This window comes from Kribbella sp. NPDC055071 (assembly GCF_053608045.1).
On sequence record NZ_JBSGUS010000002.1, the window covers coordinates 53,815 to 67,661 of the forward strand.

Annotated in this window: 16 protein-coding genes; 8 read left to right on the plus strand and 8 right to left on the minus strand. The window is 68.2% G+C overall.

Features of this window, described 5'->3' with window-relative positions:
* Positions 1-27: 27 nt before the first annotated feature.
* Positions 28-969: a non-homologous end joining protein Ku gene (ku, locus tag ACWF4Z_RS03595; protein WP_452241358.1), complete on the plus strand. Its 942-nt coding sequence runs from the start codon at positions 28-30 to the stop codon at positions 967-969.
* Positions 970-1,160: 191 nt separating this feature from the next.
* A complete protein-coding gene (gene pruA / locus ACWF4Z_RS03600) occupies positions 1,161-2,789 on the plus strand; it encodes an L-glutamate gamma-semialdehyde dehydrogenase (protein ID WP_452241359.1) in 1,629 nt (542 codons plus the stop codon).
* A 214-nt stretch (positions 2,790-3,003) separates the two neighbouring features.
* Here pruA and ACWF4Z_RS03605 read toward each other — a convergent pair whose 3' ends face one another.
* Both ACWF4Z_RS03605 and ACWF4Z_RS03610 read right to left on the minus strand, forming a co-directional pair.
* Positions 3,004-3,408, minus strand: coding sequence for a hypothetical protein (locus ACWF4Z_RS03605; RefSeq protein WP_452241360.1), 405 nt, complete (start codon positions 3,406-3,408; stop codon positions 3,004-3,006).
* A 137-nt stretch (positions 3,409-3,545) separates the two neighbouring features.
* Positions 3,546-4,178 (minus strand): TetR/AcrR family transcriptional regulator, encoded by a 633-nt coding sequence (locus ACWF4Z_RS03610; RefSeq protein ID WP_452241361.1) that lies wholly within the window; start codon positions 4,176-4,178, stop codon positions 3,546-3,548.
* A 139-nt stretch (positions 4,179-4,317) separates the two neighbouring features.
* On the opposite strand from ACWF4Z_RS03610, the gene ACWF4Z_RS03615 reads away from it, so the two are divergent.
* The gene (locus ACWF4Z_RS03615; protein ID WP_452241362.1) at positions 4,318-5,232 is read left to right on the plus strand and encodes an esterase/lipase family protein; all 915 of its coding nucleotides are present in this window, start codon (positions 4,318-4,320) and stop codon (positions 5,230-5,232) included.
* A 9-nt stretch (positions 5,233-5,241) separates the two neighbouring features.
* Here the strand turns inward: ACWF4Z_RS03615 and ACWF4Z_RS03620 are convergent, their stop codons facing one another.
* From ACWF4Z_RS03620 to ACWF4Z_RS03640, 5 genes are all read right to left on the minus strand, one after another.
* The gene (locus tag ACWF4Z_RS03620) at positions 5,242-5,430 is read right to left on the minus strand and encodes a hypothetical protein (protein ID WP_452241363.1); all 189 of its coding nucleotides are present in this window, start codon (positions 5,428-5,430) and stop codon (positions 5,242-5,244) included.
* A 96-nt stretch (positions 5,431-5,526) separates the two neighbouring features.
* Positions 5,527-6,018, minus strand: a complete 492-nt coding sequence (locus ACWF4Z_RS03625; RefSeq protein ID WP_452241364.1) for a DUF2505 domain-containing protein — start codon at positions 6,016-6,018, stop codon at positions 5,527-5,529.
* 26 nt (positions 6,019-6,044) lie between these two features.
* The gene (locus tag ACWF4Z_RS03630; RefSeq protein WP_452241365.1) at positions 6,045-6,446 is read right to left on the minus strand and encodes a hypothetical protein; all 402 of its coding nucleotides are present in this window, start codon (positions 6,444-6,446) and stop codon (positions 6,045-6,047) included.
* 19 nt (positions 6,447-6,465) lie between these two features.
* Positions 6,466-7,929: a glycoside hydrolase family 76 protein gene (locus ACWF4Z_RS03635; protein ID WP_452241366.1), complete on the minus strand. Its 1,464-nt coding sequence runs from the start codon at positions 7,927-7,929 to the stop codon at positions 6,466-6,468.
* 68 nt (positions 7,930-7,997) lie between these two features.
* Positions 7,998-8,459 (minus strand): hypothetical protein, encoded by a 462-nt coding sequence (locus tag ACWF4Z_RS03640; RefSeq protein ID WP_452241367.1) that lies wholly within the window; start codon positions 8,457-8,459, stop codon positions 7,998-8,000.
* An 81-nt stretch (positions 8,460-8,540) separates the two neighbouring features.
* Here ACWF4Z_RS03640 and ACWF4Z_RS03645 point away from each other — a divergent pair, with 81 nt between their 5' ends.
* From ACWF4Z_RS03645 to ACWF4Z_RS03660, 4 genes are all read left to right on the plus strand, one after another.
* Entirely contained in the window at positions 8,541-9,362 is an 822-nt protein-coding gene (locus ACWF4Z_RS03645) for a tryptophan 2,3-dioxygenase (protein ID WP_452241368.1), read from the plus strand.
* An 81-nt stretch (positions 9,363-9,443) separates the two neighbouring features.
* Positions 9,444-10,085: a hypothetical protein gene (locus ACWF4Z_RS03650; protein WP_452241369.1), complete on the plus strand. Its 642-nt coding sequence runs from the start codon at positions 9,444-9,446 to the stop codon at positions 10,083-10,085.
* A 28-nt stretch (positions 10,086-10,113) separates the two neighbouring features.
* Complete coding sequence (locus tag ACWF4Z_RS03655) at positions 10,114-10,794, plus strand: response regulator transcription factor (protein WP_452241370.1); 681 nt, start codon at positions 10,114-10,116, stop codon at positions 10,792-10,794.
* 2 nt (positions 10,795-10,796) lie between these two features.
* Entirely contained in the window at positions 10,797-12,098 is a 1,302-nt protein-coding gene (locus tag ACWF4Z_RS03660) for a sensor histidine kinase (RefSeq protein WP_452241371.1), read from the plus strand.
* Here the strand turns inward: ACWF4Z_RS03660 and ACWF4Z_RS03665 are convergent.
* Positions 12,095-12,973, minus strand: a complete 879-nt coding sequence (locus ACWF4Z_RS03665) for a LysR substrate-binding domain-containing protein (protein ID WP_452241372.1) — start codon at positions 12,971-12,973, stop codon at positions 12,095-12,097. The genes ACWF4Z_RS03660 and ACWF4Z_RS03665 overlap by 4 nt on opposite strands.
* 80 nt (positions 12,974-13,053) lie before the next feature.
* Between ACWF4Z_RS03665 and ACWF4Z_RS03670 the strand changes: the two genes are divergently transcribed.
* Positions 13,054-13,818, plus strand: coding sequence for a CoA transferase subunit A (locus ACWF4Z_RS03670; protein WP_452241373.1), 765 nt, complete (start codon positions 13,054-13,056; stop codon positions 13,816-13,818).
* Positions 13,819-13,847: the final 29 nt, after the last annotated feature.

The following is a 13,847-nucleotide window of genomic DNA, read 5'->3' on the forward strand; positions in this document are numbered from 1 at the left end:
CGTCTAGCTGACAGGGAGCTGATGGCGATGCAGGCGATCTGGAAGGGGGCCATCTCGTTCGGGATGGTGACGATCCCGATCAAGGTGTTCTCCGCGACCGAGGAGAAGGACATCTCGTTCCGCCAGGTGCACGTCGCCGACGGCGGCCGGATCAAGTACAAGCGGGTCTGCTCGATCGACGGCGAAGAGGTGCCGTACTCCGACATCGGCAAGGGCTACGAGATGCCCGACGGCCGGATGGTCGTGCTGGAGCCGGACGACTTCGCGGACCTGCCGCTGTCCAGCAAGAAGGTCATCGACGTCCTCGAGTTCGTGCCCGCGGACCAGGTCGACCCGCTGTACCTGGGCAAGTCCTACTACCTGCAGGCCGACGGCGGGCCGGGCGCCAAGCCGTATGTGCTGCTGCGGGACGCGCTCGACGGCTCCGAGCTGTACGCGCTGGTGAAGGTCGCGCTGCGGTCGCGGGAGAGCCTCGGCCTGCTGCGGACGGTCGACGACATCCTCGTGCTGCAGGTGATGCTGTGGCCGGACGAGGTCCGGGACGCGTCGTTCGCCGCGCCGCCGGAGGACGTGGAGATCCGGTCCCAGGAGAAGGCGATGGCGTCGTCGTACATCGACACGCTGCGGGGCGAGTTCGACCCGGATCAGTACCACGACGACTACCGGGCGGCGCTGGAGAAGGTCGTCGAGGCGAAGGCGGCGGGCGTTCCGTTGCCGGACACCGAGGAGGAGGAGTCCGAGGGCGCCGAGGTCGTCGACCTGGTCGCGGCCCTGCGGGCGTCGGTCGAGGCTGCGAAGGCTCGTCGGGCCGGTGGTTCGGACGGCGAGCCGGCCAAGAAGGCTCCGGCCAAGAAGGCCGCCGCCGCCAAGAAGGCTCCTGCGAAGAAGGCGGTGGCGAACAAGGCGGTGGCGAAGAAGGCCCCGGCCAAGAAGACTGCCGCGAAGAAGGCGACCAGGAAGTCCGCCTGACGGTATTGCCAGCGGGCGAACGAGCGTTCAGTTGCCCGGGGAACTCGCCGGAGAGTGCGTGGGCGGCGGGACTGTTGGCTGGCTCACGTGGGACCAGTGGCGTTCGTGGTCCGGGGGTGGGGCGTGGCACGATTCAGGGGTCAGGCCGCCCACCCACACCGGCCCACCCCACGATCGAGGAGCCTCGCACCATGGATGCCGTTACCGCTGTTCCGACTCCGGCCAACGAGCCCGTCAAGGGGTATGCCCCCGGTTCCGGCGAGCGAGCGAGCCTGGAGGCGAAGCTCAAGGAGTTCACCGCGGCCGGTGCGATCGACCTGACCTGCACGATCGGTGGGGTGCAGAAGCTGGGTGGCGGGTCTGCGATCGAGGTCGTCCAGCCGCACAAGCACGCGCACGTGCTCGGCACCCTCGGGAACGCGACCGAGGCCGACGGCCGGGCGGCGGTCGACGCGGCCCTTGCGGTGGCTCCGGCCTGGCGGTCGCTGTCCTTCGACGACCGCGCGGCGATCTTCCTGAAGGCGGCCGACCTGCTCGCCGGCCCGTGGCGCGACACTCTGAACGCGGCGACCATGCTCGGCCAGTCGAAGACGATTCAGCAGGCCGAGATCGACGCCGCGTGTGAGCTGATCGACTTCCTGCGGTTCAACGTGGCGTTCGCGCGGCAGATCCTCAGCGACCAGCCGATCTCGTCGCCGGGTGTCTGGAACCGGGTGGACTACCGGCCGCTCGAGGGCTTCGTCTACGCGATCACGCCGTTCAACTTCACCGCGATCGCCGGCAACCTGCCGACCGCGCCCGCGCTGATGGGCAACACCGTGGTCTGGAAGCCGTCGCCGACGCAGCAGTTCGCCGCGCACTGGACGATGCGGCTGTTCGAGGCCGCGGGCCTGCCGGCCGGGGTGATCAACCTGGTGACCGGTGATGGCATCGAGGTGAGCAAGGCCGCGCTGACCCACCCGGATCTGGCCGGGATCCACTTCACTGGTTCGACCAAGACCTTCCAGTCGCTGTGGGGGACGGTTGGTACCAGCATCTCGTCGTACAAGACTTATCCGCGGCTCGTGGGTGAGACCGGTGGGAAGGACTTCATCCTGGCGCATCCGTCGGCGGACCCGGCGGTGCTGAAGACGGCGATGGTGCGGGGTGCGTTCGAGTACCAGGGACAGAAGTGTTCGGCGGCGTCGCGTGCGTACGTCCCCCGCTCGGTGTGGGACCGGATCCGCGACGACATCGTCGCCGAGACCGAGTCGCTGACCATGGGCGACGTCACCGACCTGTCGAACTTCATCGGCGCGGTGATCGACGACCGCGCGTTCGCCAAGCACAAGGCAGCGCTGGACCGGGCCGCGGCGAGCGACGCGATCGAGGTCGTTGCCGGCGGCACCTATGACGACAGCGAGGGTTACTTCGTCCGGCCGACGCTGCTGGTCTCCTCCGACCCGACCGACGAGATCTTCACGACCGAGTACTTCGGCCCGATCCTCGGCGTGCACGTGTACGACGACGCCGCCTACGACAGTGTGATGCGGGGGATGGAACACTCCGCGCCGTACGGGCTGACCGGCGCAGTGATCGCCCAGGACCGGCACGTGATCGCCGAGGCGGCCGAGTACCTGCGCTTCGCGGCCGGCAACTTCTACGTGAACGACAAGCCGACCGGCGCGGTCGTCGGCCAGCAGCCCTTCGGTGGGGCGCGCGCCTCCGGCACCAACGACAAGGCCGGCTCCCTGTGGAACCTGATCCGCTGGGCATCCCCCCGCTCAATCAAAGAAACCTTCGCCCCGCCCACCGACTACCACTACCCCCACCAGGGCTGAACCGCCCACCACCCCGCCCCGCCGGCCCATCGGACACCCCTCCGCGGCGGCTGATTCTTGCCGCCTCCAGCGGGGCGTGGACGGTGGATCGGCGCGGAGGTGGTGTGCGCGGGGGAGTGCGGTCTCGCGGGTGCATCGGGCGCGGCTGCTGACCGGCAAGTAGTGCGAGAGCTCCGAAGGCCGGCTGACCACTCTCAACTCAGTATCGCTCCAGCTATTTCGCCTGCACGTACGGCTCATAGCGCACCACTCGCTGGGGCAGCAGCAGCATGATCGGCGATATCGGCATCGCCCACACGCCGCCAGGCCAGTGAACAGATCGAATCCAGGCGCTTCCGAGAAATCTTGACACAGCCAAGGAGGCTTGCCCATCGATGATGGCCACCAGCAACGACCTGAAATCCTCGAGGTCTGCTTCGTCAGCTTCCACGCAGTTGTACTCGTTAGATCGATCCGAGAAGCATATGTTCGCCGCTTCGCCGACGATGCGGACGGTCACTCTGAGCGCATCCACATCCGCTCGCGGAAGGAATTCCCACGTCGACTGCACATCAACACGCCGGCGAGCGATCGCGCCGAGGTCGACAACCGATTCGGAATTCGCCGCATCGACCATCATCTCAATGAATGGTGATACCACCCGTGCCCCTAGTCGACGCCGTTCATGAAATGGTACTGGAAGTGCACAGTGAAACGCTTCCGCTGCTGCGACTCACTGTCCGCTTATGCGGACGTCACAGGAACTTGCGTGGGTGATTAGCGGACCAGGCCTCGGCGGACGGTGATGTAGAAGGTGGTTAGGTCGTCTATCAGGGCTTCGATTTGTTTGGGGTCGGTCAGGTCGGCGTCCAGGAGCCAGTCGGAGATCAGGTCGAAGAGGCCGCCGGTGAGGCCGATGGCGACGCTGTGGCGGACTACGCGTTGCTCCTCGTCGGGGGCGCCGTCGTAGCGGTCCCAGAGTTGGGTCAGGAAACCCGCGGTCCAGCGGCGGTTCGTACGGCGCTGGCGTTCGACCGACTCCGAGATGCCGGACGCCATGCCGAAGGTGACCTTGGTGACGCGAGGGTCGTCGACGAGCGCGTGGACGAAGACCGCGAGCAGCCGCGGCGCTTCCTGCCGCTCGTTACCGGTCGCTTGGCCGGCGGCGCCGGCGACCTGTTCCTCCAGGCGCTCGCTGGTCCGCTGCAGCAGCGCGAGGTAACACTCCTCGCGACTGTTGAAGAGCTCGTAGAAGCTCTTCGTACCGATGTACGCCGTACTGCAGATCTGCTCGATCGACGTGCCGAGATAGCCGTTGGCGGCGAACAGCTTGAGTGCCGCGTCCAGCAGCTGTTCGCGTCGTTCGGCCCGGCGCTGTCCGGCGTCGAGGCCGCGGATGGTTCTGCCCATGCGCTGGACACTACCCCGAGTTGCGACTGTGTAACCGGCCGAACTTGTTTCCAACATGAACCCTTGTTTGAAACCAGGGATCGTGCTCAACTGTCCGTGATCGTGTCGTCACGCGAAGGTACAACCACGGAGAGCCGCCATGCCATATCCCATCCAACGAACCATCGGCCGAGTCGTCACAGGCCTCCTGGCCACGGGGCTCCTGGTCGCCGCGGCGACGACGATGACCGCCGCTGACGCGACGACAGCGAGTGCTGCCGAGACGACGACTGCGGCCGCGCCCTCGTCTGGTTTCGACAACTGGTCGTGCAAGCCGTCGGCGGCCCATCCCAACCCGGTCGTCCTGCTGCACGGGCTCGGCGGCAACGGTCCCGGCAACTACTCGTACCTCGGCCCGTTCCTCGCCGCGAAGGGCTACTGCGCCTTCACGCTCACCTACGGTCAGGCCACGCCGGCCATCCCGGTCGGCGGCACGGTGTCGATCGCCCAGTCCTCGGCCGAGATCCAAGCCTTCGTGCAGCGCGTCCGCCAGGCCACCGGCGCGTCGAAGGTCGACCTCGTCGGTCACTCCGAGGGCGCCTTCCAGAGCATCTACGGCCCGAAGGTTCGCGGGTACGCCGGTCAGGTCGGCAGGGTGGTCGCACTGGCACCGCCCACGCACGGTACGACGTTCGCCGGCCTCGTCAGCGTGGGTGATTACCTAGGCCTGCGGCCGCTCGTCGATCAGGTCCTGAACCAGTTCGGCTGTGCGGCGTGTGACGAGCTGATCGTCGGCGGCTCCGCCGTACGTCAGGTCATCGCCGGTCCGATCGCTCAGCCCGGCGTGAAGTACACGGTGATCGCGTCGCGCTTCGACGCCCTGGTGACACCGCACGAGACGTCGTTCATCCGCGAGCCTGGTGTGCGCAACGAGTACGTCCAGGACACCTGCCCACTCGACCCGGTCGGTCACGTCGGCCTCGCCTTCGACCCAACCGTCGCCCAGTTGGTCGCGAACGCACTCGACCCCGCCCACGCCAAACCAGTCCTCTGCGCCTTCGGCCCCCCGCTGTAGACCGCGGGGCTAGGCGGTTTGGCTGAGTTGCTGGAGTGGCGGGTCCACCAGCAGGGCGGATCCGCACTGCACGCAGATCCACTCGTCCAGTTCGTCGACCAGATGGTCCGCGGCCTCGATCCGTTCGAACGGCATCACCGTGGCGCAGAAGACGCAGAACTGCGAATCCTCGCCGACAGTCGCGGTGCGCTTTCGCATGACAGGCTCACCTCCGGGGCAACTTCCCTTCAGGTTGCCACCGGGGATGAGCCTGACCGCGCAGCGACACTCAGTTCCGGTGAGCGCAGCGGTAGATCAGTTCTTCGTCCACTCCCGGCCGAGGTCGTGCTCCTTCTCCAGGCCGGAGCGGACCGCGTCGACGACGAAGGGTTCGATCCGGCGGCCGATCAGCGGGACCGCGACCTTCACGTCCAGGTCGATCGACTGGACCGTCTGCCCGCCGTCGGCGGCGATGCTCGCGCCGCCCTTCAGCGTGACCGGGGTGTTGGCGATCTCGCCGGACACGTCCGCGTGCCGCGATCCGTCCGCCGCGGCCGCGTGCCAGGTCTCGGTCTGTACGACGGTCAGCGTCTCGCCCACGAACTTCCGCGCGATGTCGGGCACGTCGTCGGACGGCATCTCCCGGCTGACCCGCACGATCGTGTCACCGCCGGACTGGCTGACCTTCACGTCGTACGACAGCGCCTTGGTCTTCTGACACGCCTGCTCACGGAAGGTGGCATCCGTGACGATCGCGAACACTTCCTCAGGGGTGGCGTCGTACGACGCCGACAGCTTCAGCTCCATGCCGCACATCATGACACTGCCAGTGTTCAATCCGAGTTGACCCAGAACCAGTCACTCGTCGTGGCCTCCACACCAGCCTCGATGAAGCCCCGCAGTACGACGCTCGTACACGCCTGCGCACGCAGTCCGTCAGCGAGCACCCCCTCGACCACGAGGGCTTTGAACGCATTCAACAACCGGTCCTCCGCCGGCCCGTCGGCCCCCGGCGCGTACGCCTCGGCGAGTGTGCCGAGTGCGCCGTACGGCGCATGCACGCTGTACCCGTACTCCCGGCCGGCATCGTCGGCGCCCGTCGGCCCGTAGTCGTAGAACTCGGTGAACGTGATGCCTTCGGCGGCTCGCGTGGGGTCGAACGTCAACGAGAGCGTGAAAATGCAGTCGTCCGGCATCCGGCGAGCGCGCAGGAGAGTCTCGCGCCGTATGGTCACTCCCCGCACGCTACCCGGGTTAGGGGGCGGCGTTGAGGAGGTCCAAGGCGGACTGCTGGCGGGCAGCGTCGAGCTTGTCGACAGGCCCGTACCAGCGCAGACCGTACTGATCCATCGGCGTGCGATCAGCGGCGTACGCGCGGTCGGCTTGGCGTTGCAGGTAGGCGGTGTAGGGGTGATCGGGCAGGGCCGTGTTGAGCTTGCCGAGCCCGCGCGAGTACGCGCCCTTGAACGACGGCCCGTCGCCTCCGCAATCACCCGACTCGCACGGCTCGCGCAGGATTCCGTCGGCGGTGTGCAGCGACGGCGCCGTCGTTGCGGCGTCCGCGAGCTGACGTGCAGCGGTGAGGTACGACGAGTTGTTGCTTGCCTTCGACAACTCGGTCAGGGCTCCGATCAACACGCCCTGGTTGTACGTCCACGCGGTGCCGCCGTTGTTCTTGCACGTGGACAGATCGATCCCGTCGTTCACCAGCTGCGAGCCGTTGATCATCCCGGTCTGCTGGAGCCACGTCCATCCGGCCTGCGCCCGCTGCAGGTACGTGCTGTCGCCCGAGATCCGGCTGTGCAGGGCCGCACTGAGCTGAATATAAAGGGAATTGGAGATCGCGTTCTTGTAGGTCTTCGCCTCACTCCACCACACCCCACCACCACAGGTGTTGTCCCAGTACGCCGCCATGTGGTCGGCATCGGCCCGAGCCGTTTGCAGATACCGCGCATCGCCCGTCAGGTCGTACGCCGCGACCCACGCCAATCCCCACCACCCGGTGTCGTCGATGTAGTCGTTGCGGAACTGCCCTTCCGCCGCATTGAGGTTGCGGTCGTAGGTCCGCGCGATCGCGTACTTGTAGCTGTCCATCCCGCTGACCCGGATGTTGTCGATCACGGCGTTCAAGGCGTTGGCCGAGTTCCACCAGCCGGTGGTGTCGAAGAGTCCGGTGGTGAGGTTGTAGTACTGCATCTGCGCGGTGGCTGCCGCCGTACGACGATCCCAGGCGTTCCAGGTGGTCCGTGCCCACGGCGTACACACGATGTCGGCGCGATCACCCGCCTTGCCGCAGGCACGAAGGGCGCCGACGCCGAGGTTGTTCCAGTCGTCGACGTTGTACATCTGCGTGCGCCAACCGCGTTGCCCGGCTGGGATCGCGGTGTTGCCGAGACGGCTGCCACCGGACCATGTCCGGCCGCCGTCCATCGAGCGGTCCAGCCAGACCTCGTCGCCGGGGTTGCCGTTCTCGACCGAGGCCCAGCCCATCGCGTCGGTGTCGTCGAAGTGCAGCCGGAACGTCCGGCCGAACAGCGTCGCCGACACGGGGGATCGGTCACCCGGTGACAGCGCCGGGTCGCGGGCGTCGCAGTACTTGTTGCAGATCGTTGCCTGGGTCGACATGTTCACCGCCGGGGTGTCGGTGGGCGGCACCGGCGGAGGTGCGCCGAGGGGAGCGATCAGCAGGCTAAGGCTGGAAACGATTCCAAGCAACATCACAGATCTCCCTGGGGCGGTAGGAAGAGAGCGGTGTCACTGAAGGTAGGCGGGTGGTGACAACGACGTCAAGACGTCAGCAGTGACAGCAAGATGCCGAGCGTCAGCAGCAGCGCGAACGCGGTCGCCACTTGCCGGCCGCGGGCACAGCGCCGGCGGGTGGTGACGGTGTCGACCTTGGTCGAGCACGGCTCGAACCCGAGCGCGTCCGGGCGGGCGAGGACGCCGCCCAACCGCGCCAGCGGAGTCTGGCGAGCCGCCTGGCGAGCCGCCTCCCGGATGACGCGGCGCCGCATGAACTCGCGGGCGTCACCGGCCGGCAGCGCGAGCCCCGGCGGAAGAGCACGCTGGACCACGGCGTGGGCGGCGGCTACTCGCCGCGCCCGGCTGATCGAAGGCGGGAGGATCAGATAGGCCAGGTGGACCAGCGAGGAATAGTCGCCGAGCAGCAGGGCCTCGATGAGCGGTTCTTCGCGCGTCGGCCCCTGGATCGGACCCGGAATCACCGGCGTTTGGGTCGTGGCGGACATGCAGCTCCTCGTATCGGCGTACCAATCTCCAACGAACGAATCCCTGACCGGTCACGAAGCGCGTCAGTTAGTGTCTGCCCCATGAGCACTGGTGACGGGGTCGCGGGGCGGTGGGACGGGGTCGACGTCCACTTCGGTGAAGAGGGTGGGCGGCTCACGTACGGCAGCTATCTGCGGCTCGGCGAGCTGCTGGATCAGCAGCGGCTGGAGTCCGATCCGCCGGCCCACGACGAGTTGCTGTTCATCACGATTCACCAGGTCTACGAGCTGTGGTTCAAGCAGGTCCTGCACGAGCTGACCGCGTCGCGCGACGCGATGCTGGCGAGCGAGCTGTGGCTGGCCCAGCACCTGCTCCGCCGCGTCCACACCATCGAGCGGGTGCTGATCCAGCAGGTCGACATCCTCGAGACGATGACGCCGCAGGACTTCGGCGAGTTCCGGCACCGGTTGTCGCCGGCGAGCGGGTTCCAGTCGGTGCAGTTCCGCGAGATCGAATTCCTCTCCGCCGCCAAGGACCCGTCCTTCGTACGACGGTTCCGCGGGCTGACCGAGGCCGAGAAGGAGCGCCTCGATCGCCGCCTGTCCGAGCCGACCCTGTGGGACGCGTTCCTCGTCGTACTGCAGAAGGCCGGCTTCGACACCGAGTCCGACGATGCGATCCGGGACGCCCTCCGCAAGGTCGCCGGCGACCGCGGTCACTACGGCGCGATCTGGGAGCTGGCCGAGGCCCTCCTCCAGCACGACGAGCTCGCCGCCGCCTGGCGGGCCCGGCACGTCGTCATGGTCGAACGCATGATCGGCACCAAGCCAGGCACCGGCGGATCCTCCGGCGCCGGCTACCTCCGCAGCCGCCTCGACCTGCGCTACTACCCGCCGCTGTGGGATCTCCGCAGCACGCTCTAGGTTCGTTACCACCCATCACTTTGGGTTTGGTGCCGGACCCTCTAGGGTCACCGCGACGAAACCCGACGAAGGGCAGGCGCGGTGAAGCTCTATTCCGACGTGGGGACGCAGCGGTTCGGGCAGTTGATGGGCGATCTGATGCTCGTCGTCTGGATCTGGATCTGTGTCGAGCTCGGTCTGCTCGTGTTCCGGATCACGAACGCGCTGGGAGCACCAGGACGCAAGGCCGCCGAAGCGGGGGACGGGCTCGCGGGTGATCTGCGCAAGTTGTCCGAGCCGATCGGCAAAGTGCCTGTCGTCGGTGACGAACTCCGCTCACCGGTCGACGGAGCCGCGGGAGCCGCAGGCAAGCTCGCCCAGGCCGGCCGCGACCAAGCCCACGCGGTCGAGCAACTGGCCTACGTCCTGGCCGGCGTGACGATCGGCCTGCCGATCTTCTTCGCGCTCCTGATCTGGCTGCCGCGTCGCATCCGCTTCTCCCGCCGGGCGACCGCGGCGCAGAGGTTCATCGACAACGCCGCCGACCTGGACCTGTTCGCGCTTCGGGCGATGGCGAACCAGCCGATGCACAAGCTCGCCAAGATCTCCGACGACCCCGTCGCCGCCTGGCGCGAGGGCGACACCGCGGTCATCACCCGACTCGCCAACCTCGAACTCCGCACCACCGGCCTCAAAGCCCCCGTGACCGCCATCGCTCCCCGGCTCCCTCCAGATACGGACTGAGCTAACACCTGGCGTCTACCCTCGTGGCATGGTGCGGGTGTTGGTGATCGAGGACGACGACGCGATCCGGACGTCGCTGGGCAAGGCCCTGACGGCGGCCGGCCATGTCGTCACGGCCGTCGCCGCGGGTGCCGAAGGAGTCGCCGCGGCCGCCCGGGACCGGCCCGACGTCGTGCTCCTCGATCTCGGCCTGCCCGACCTGGACGGCCGGGACGTGCTGGCCATGGTCCGCGCGGTCAGCGACGTACCGGTGATCGTGGCAACGGCTCGCGACGACGACGCCAGCGTGGTCAAGCTGCTCGACGCCGGCGCCGACGACTATGTGATCAAACCCTTCAGCTCCGCGCAGATCGACGCCCGCATTCGCGCGGTCCTCCGCCGTCTGGGCCATGACCAGCAAGGCGAGACGGTCGTCGACCTCGGCGCGCTCAAGATCGACCCACGCAGCCGCGAGGTCACCGTGGACGGAGCGCCGGTCGATCTGACCCGCAAGGAGTTCGACCTCCTGCTCGCCCTGTCCCGACGTCCGGGTGCCGTGGTCACCAAACGCGAGCTGCTGGCCGAAGTCTGGGGCTTGCCGTGGGGCGGCGGCGACCGGACTGTCGACGTGCACCTGTCCTGGCTGCGCCGCAAGCTCGGTGAGACCGCGGCCGAACCGCGCTTCCTGCACAGCGTCCGCGGTGTCGGGATCAAGCTGGCGGGTGGCTGACGATGCGCCGCCGGATCCTGCTGCTCTCGGTCGGCATGACCACGCTGGTCGTGCTGGCGTTCGCCGTACCGCTGATCCTGCTGTTGCGCAGTACGACGGCCAACGACGCGAAGGACGCGGCGAAGGTCCGGGCCGAGACGGTCGCGTACTACGTCGGCGACAAGAACCACACGGCCGCCGACATCACGGCGTACCTCGAGGAGGTCAGCAAGGAGTGGCCAGGGCGCGTTTCGGTCCGGCTGGCCGACGGTACGACGCTCGGCGAGGCGCCGCCCGGTGGCGTACCGTCCCCCCAGCCACTGCCCAGCGGCGACGAGTACGACAACGATCATGACGGCCCGCCGAAGGTCGGCGGCATCGACTATCGCGACGTCGGCGGCGGTAAGGCGGTGGACGTCAGCGTCGGCACCCCGCACGGCACGGCGTCGGTCTGCCTGTACCTGACCTCCGACGAGGTGTACTCCGGTCTCGTGCCGCGTCTCCTGATCCTGATCGGCGGCAGCCTCGTCGTTCTGCTCCTGAGCATCGTCGGCGCCGAGCTCGTCTCCCGCCGGATGGCCCGCCCACTGGAAGAAACAGCCAGTACGGCGGAACGCCTCGCGCAAGGCGATATGGACGCGCGCGCCCCCACGACCGGCCCGGCCGAAGTGGCCAAGGTCGGTGCCGCGCTCAACGGTCTCGCCGACCGCATCGACGAGGTGATCGCGGTCGAACGCGAAGCCGTCGCCGACCTCTCGCACCGATTGCGTACGCCGTTGACCGCGCTCCGGCTCCAGGTCGAGGCCCTACCCGACCGGGACAGCGCCGAGGAGCTCAACACCCAAGTCACCAGCCTCGAACGCACCCTCACCGCGGTCATCACTGCCGCCCGCCGACCGCAACGCGAGGGTCGGGTCCCGCACTGCGATGCCGTCGAGGTCACCCGCAAGCGTGCGGCGTTCTGGGAACCGCTTTTCGAGGACCAGGGCCGTGAGCTGGCCCTCGACCTGGCGAGTCCGCCCGCGATGGTCCGTTCCTCCGCGGAGGATCTCGGCGCCGCCCTCGATGCGCTGGTCGAGAACGTCGTCGCTCACACCCCCGACGGCACGTCGGCCCGGATCACTCTGACCCGCCGGCAGCACGGCGTAGAGATCGTGGTCGCCGACAAGGGCCCTGGCATCCCTCTCGGCGCAGGCGAACGGGGTCGCAGCGACCGCGGGTCGTCCGGCCTCGGGCTCGACATCGCCCGCCGCTGCGCCGAAGCCGCCGGCGGCCACCTGACCATCCACCGCAACGAGGTCGTCCTCACCCTGGCAGCCCCCTAAGCCAGCGCCCCCACGACTGCCAGCGCCCGCAGCAACTGTGGTGCGTCATCATCGACACGGGTCGCCGCCGCCAGCTCGACCGACGCCTTCCCGGCCAGCGGCCGGTACGCCACCCCGGGCACCATCAACTCCGCCACCGGCGCGGGCACCACGGCAATCCCCAACCCGGCCGCCACGAACGTGACCAGCGTCGACGTCTCCGACACCTCATGCCGGATCCGCGGCTCGTATCCGGCCTCCCGGCACCGCTCGACGACCGCATCATGCATCACCGACCGCCCACCACCGGCATGGATGACAAAATCCTCGCCGGCCAGGTCCCGCAACCGCAACCGCTCCCGCCCAGCCAATCGATGCCCACCCGGCACGGCAACAATCAGCCGATCCGACCGCAGCACCCGCAGCCGCAACGCGTCCTGATCGACCGGCGGCCGCAGCAGACCAAGGTCGATCCGCCCATCCAACAAAGCAGACAGCTGATCCGGCGCAAGCATCTCGCCCCGCACCGAAACCTCGAGATCCGGCAGCTCCTCGCGCAACGTCCGCACCAACTGCGGGAGCAGGCTGTACGTCGCCGACCCGACGCACCCGATCACCAGCCGCCCCTGCAACCCCGCCGCGACCCGCTGCGCCTCGCCCGCGGCCGACGACACCGCGGCGATGATCTCCCGGGCCCGGACCAGGTAGGCCTCACCGGCGGCGGTGAGGTCGACGCGTCTCGTCGTACGCCGAAGCAGTTGCAGGCCCAGGTCCGTCTCCAGCCGGCGGATCTGCTGCGACAACGGCGGCTGAGCCATGTGCAGCCGCGCCGCCGCGCGCCCGAAGTGCCGCTCCTCGGCAACGGCGACGAAGTACCGCAACTGTCGCAGCTCCATGCGATTGATACTCGCAGAGTCTTGATCGAGCGTAAATGAGTACTTCTCCCTATCGATCCCGGCGGCCTAGAGTCGACTCCATGAGTCTGGACAAGGTCGTTGCGACGACCGCCGAAGCGGTCGCGGACATCCCGGACGGGACGAGCCTGGCGGTCGGAGGGTTCGGGCTGTCCGGCATCCCGTGGTTCCTGATCGAGGCTCTGCTCGAGCAGGGCGCCGGCGACCTCACCGTCGTCTCCAACAACTGCGGCGTCGACGGCGCGGGCCTCGGGTTGCTGCTGGAGCGTGGGCGGATCAGCCGCGTGATCGCGTCGTACGTCGGGGAGAATAAGGAGTTCGCCCGTCAGTACCTGTCCGGCGAGCTGCATGTCGAGCTGACTCCCCAGGGCACGCTGGCCGAGCGGCTGCGAGCCGGCGGCACCGGGATCGGCGCGTTCTTCACGCCGACTGGCGTCGGCACGCTGGTCGCCGAGGGTGGGCTGCCCTGGCGTTACGACTCTGACGGGACCGTGGCTCTGGCCTCGCCGCCCAAGGAGGTGAGGACGATCCAGGGTCGCGAGATGGTCCTCGAGGAGGCGATCTCCACCGACGTCGCGCTGGTCCGGGCCGCGGTCGCCGATCGCGCCGGGAACTGCCTGTTCCACGCGGCCGCACGCAACTTCAACCCCGTCGCCGCGATGGCCGGCCGCCTGACCATCGTCGAGGCCGAGCAGGTTGTCGAGGTCGGCGAGTTGCGCCCGGACGAGGTCCACCTGCCCGGGGTCTATGTGCAACGCGTCGTACCCCTGACTCCGGAGCAAGCCGCGCGGAAGAGCATCGAGAAACGCACCACCCGGCCGCGATAGGCAACGACCCCCAGCGCACGGTGTGCGCT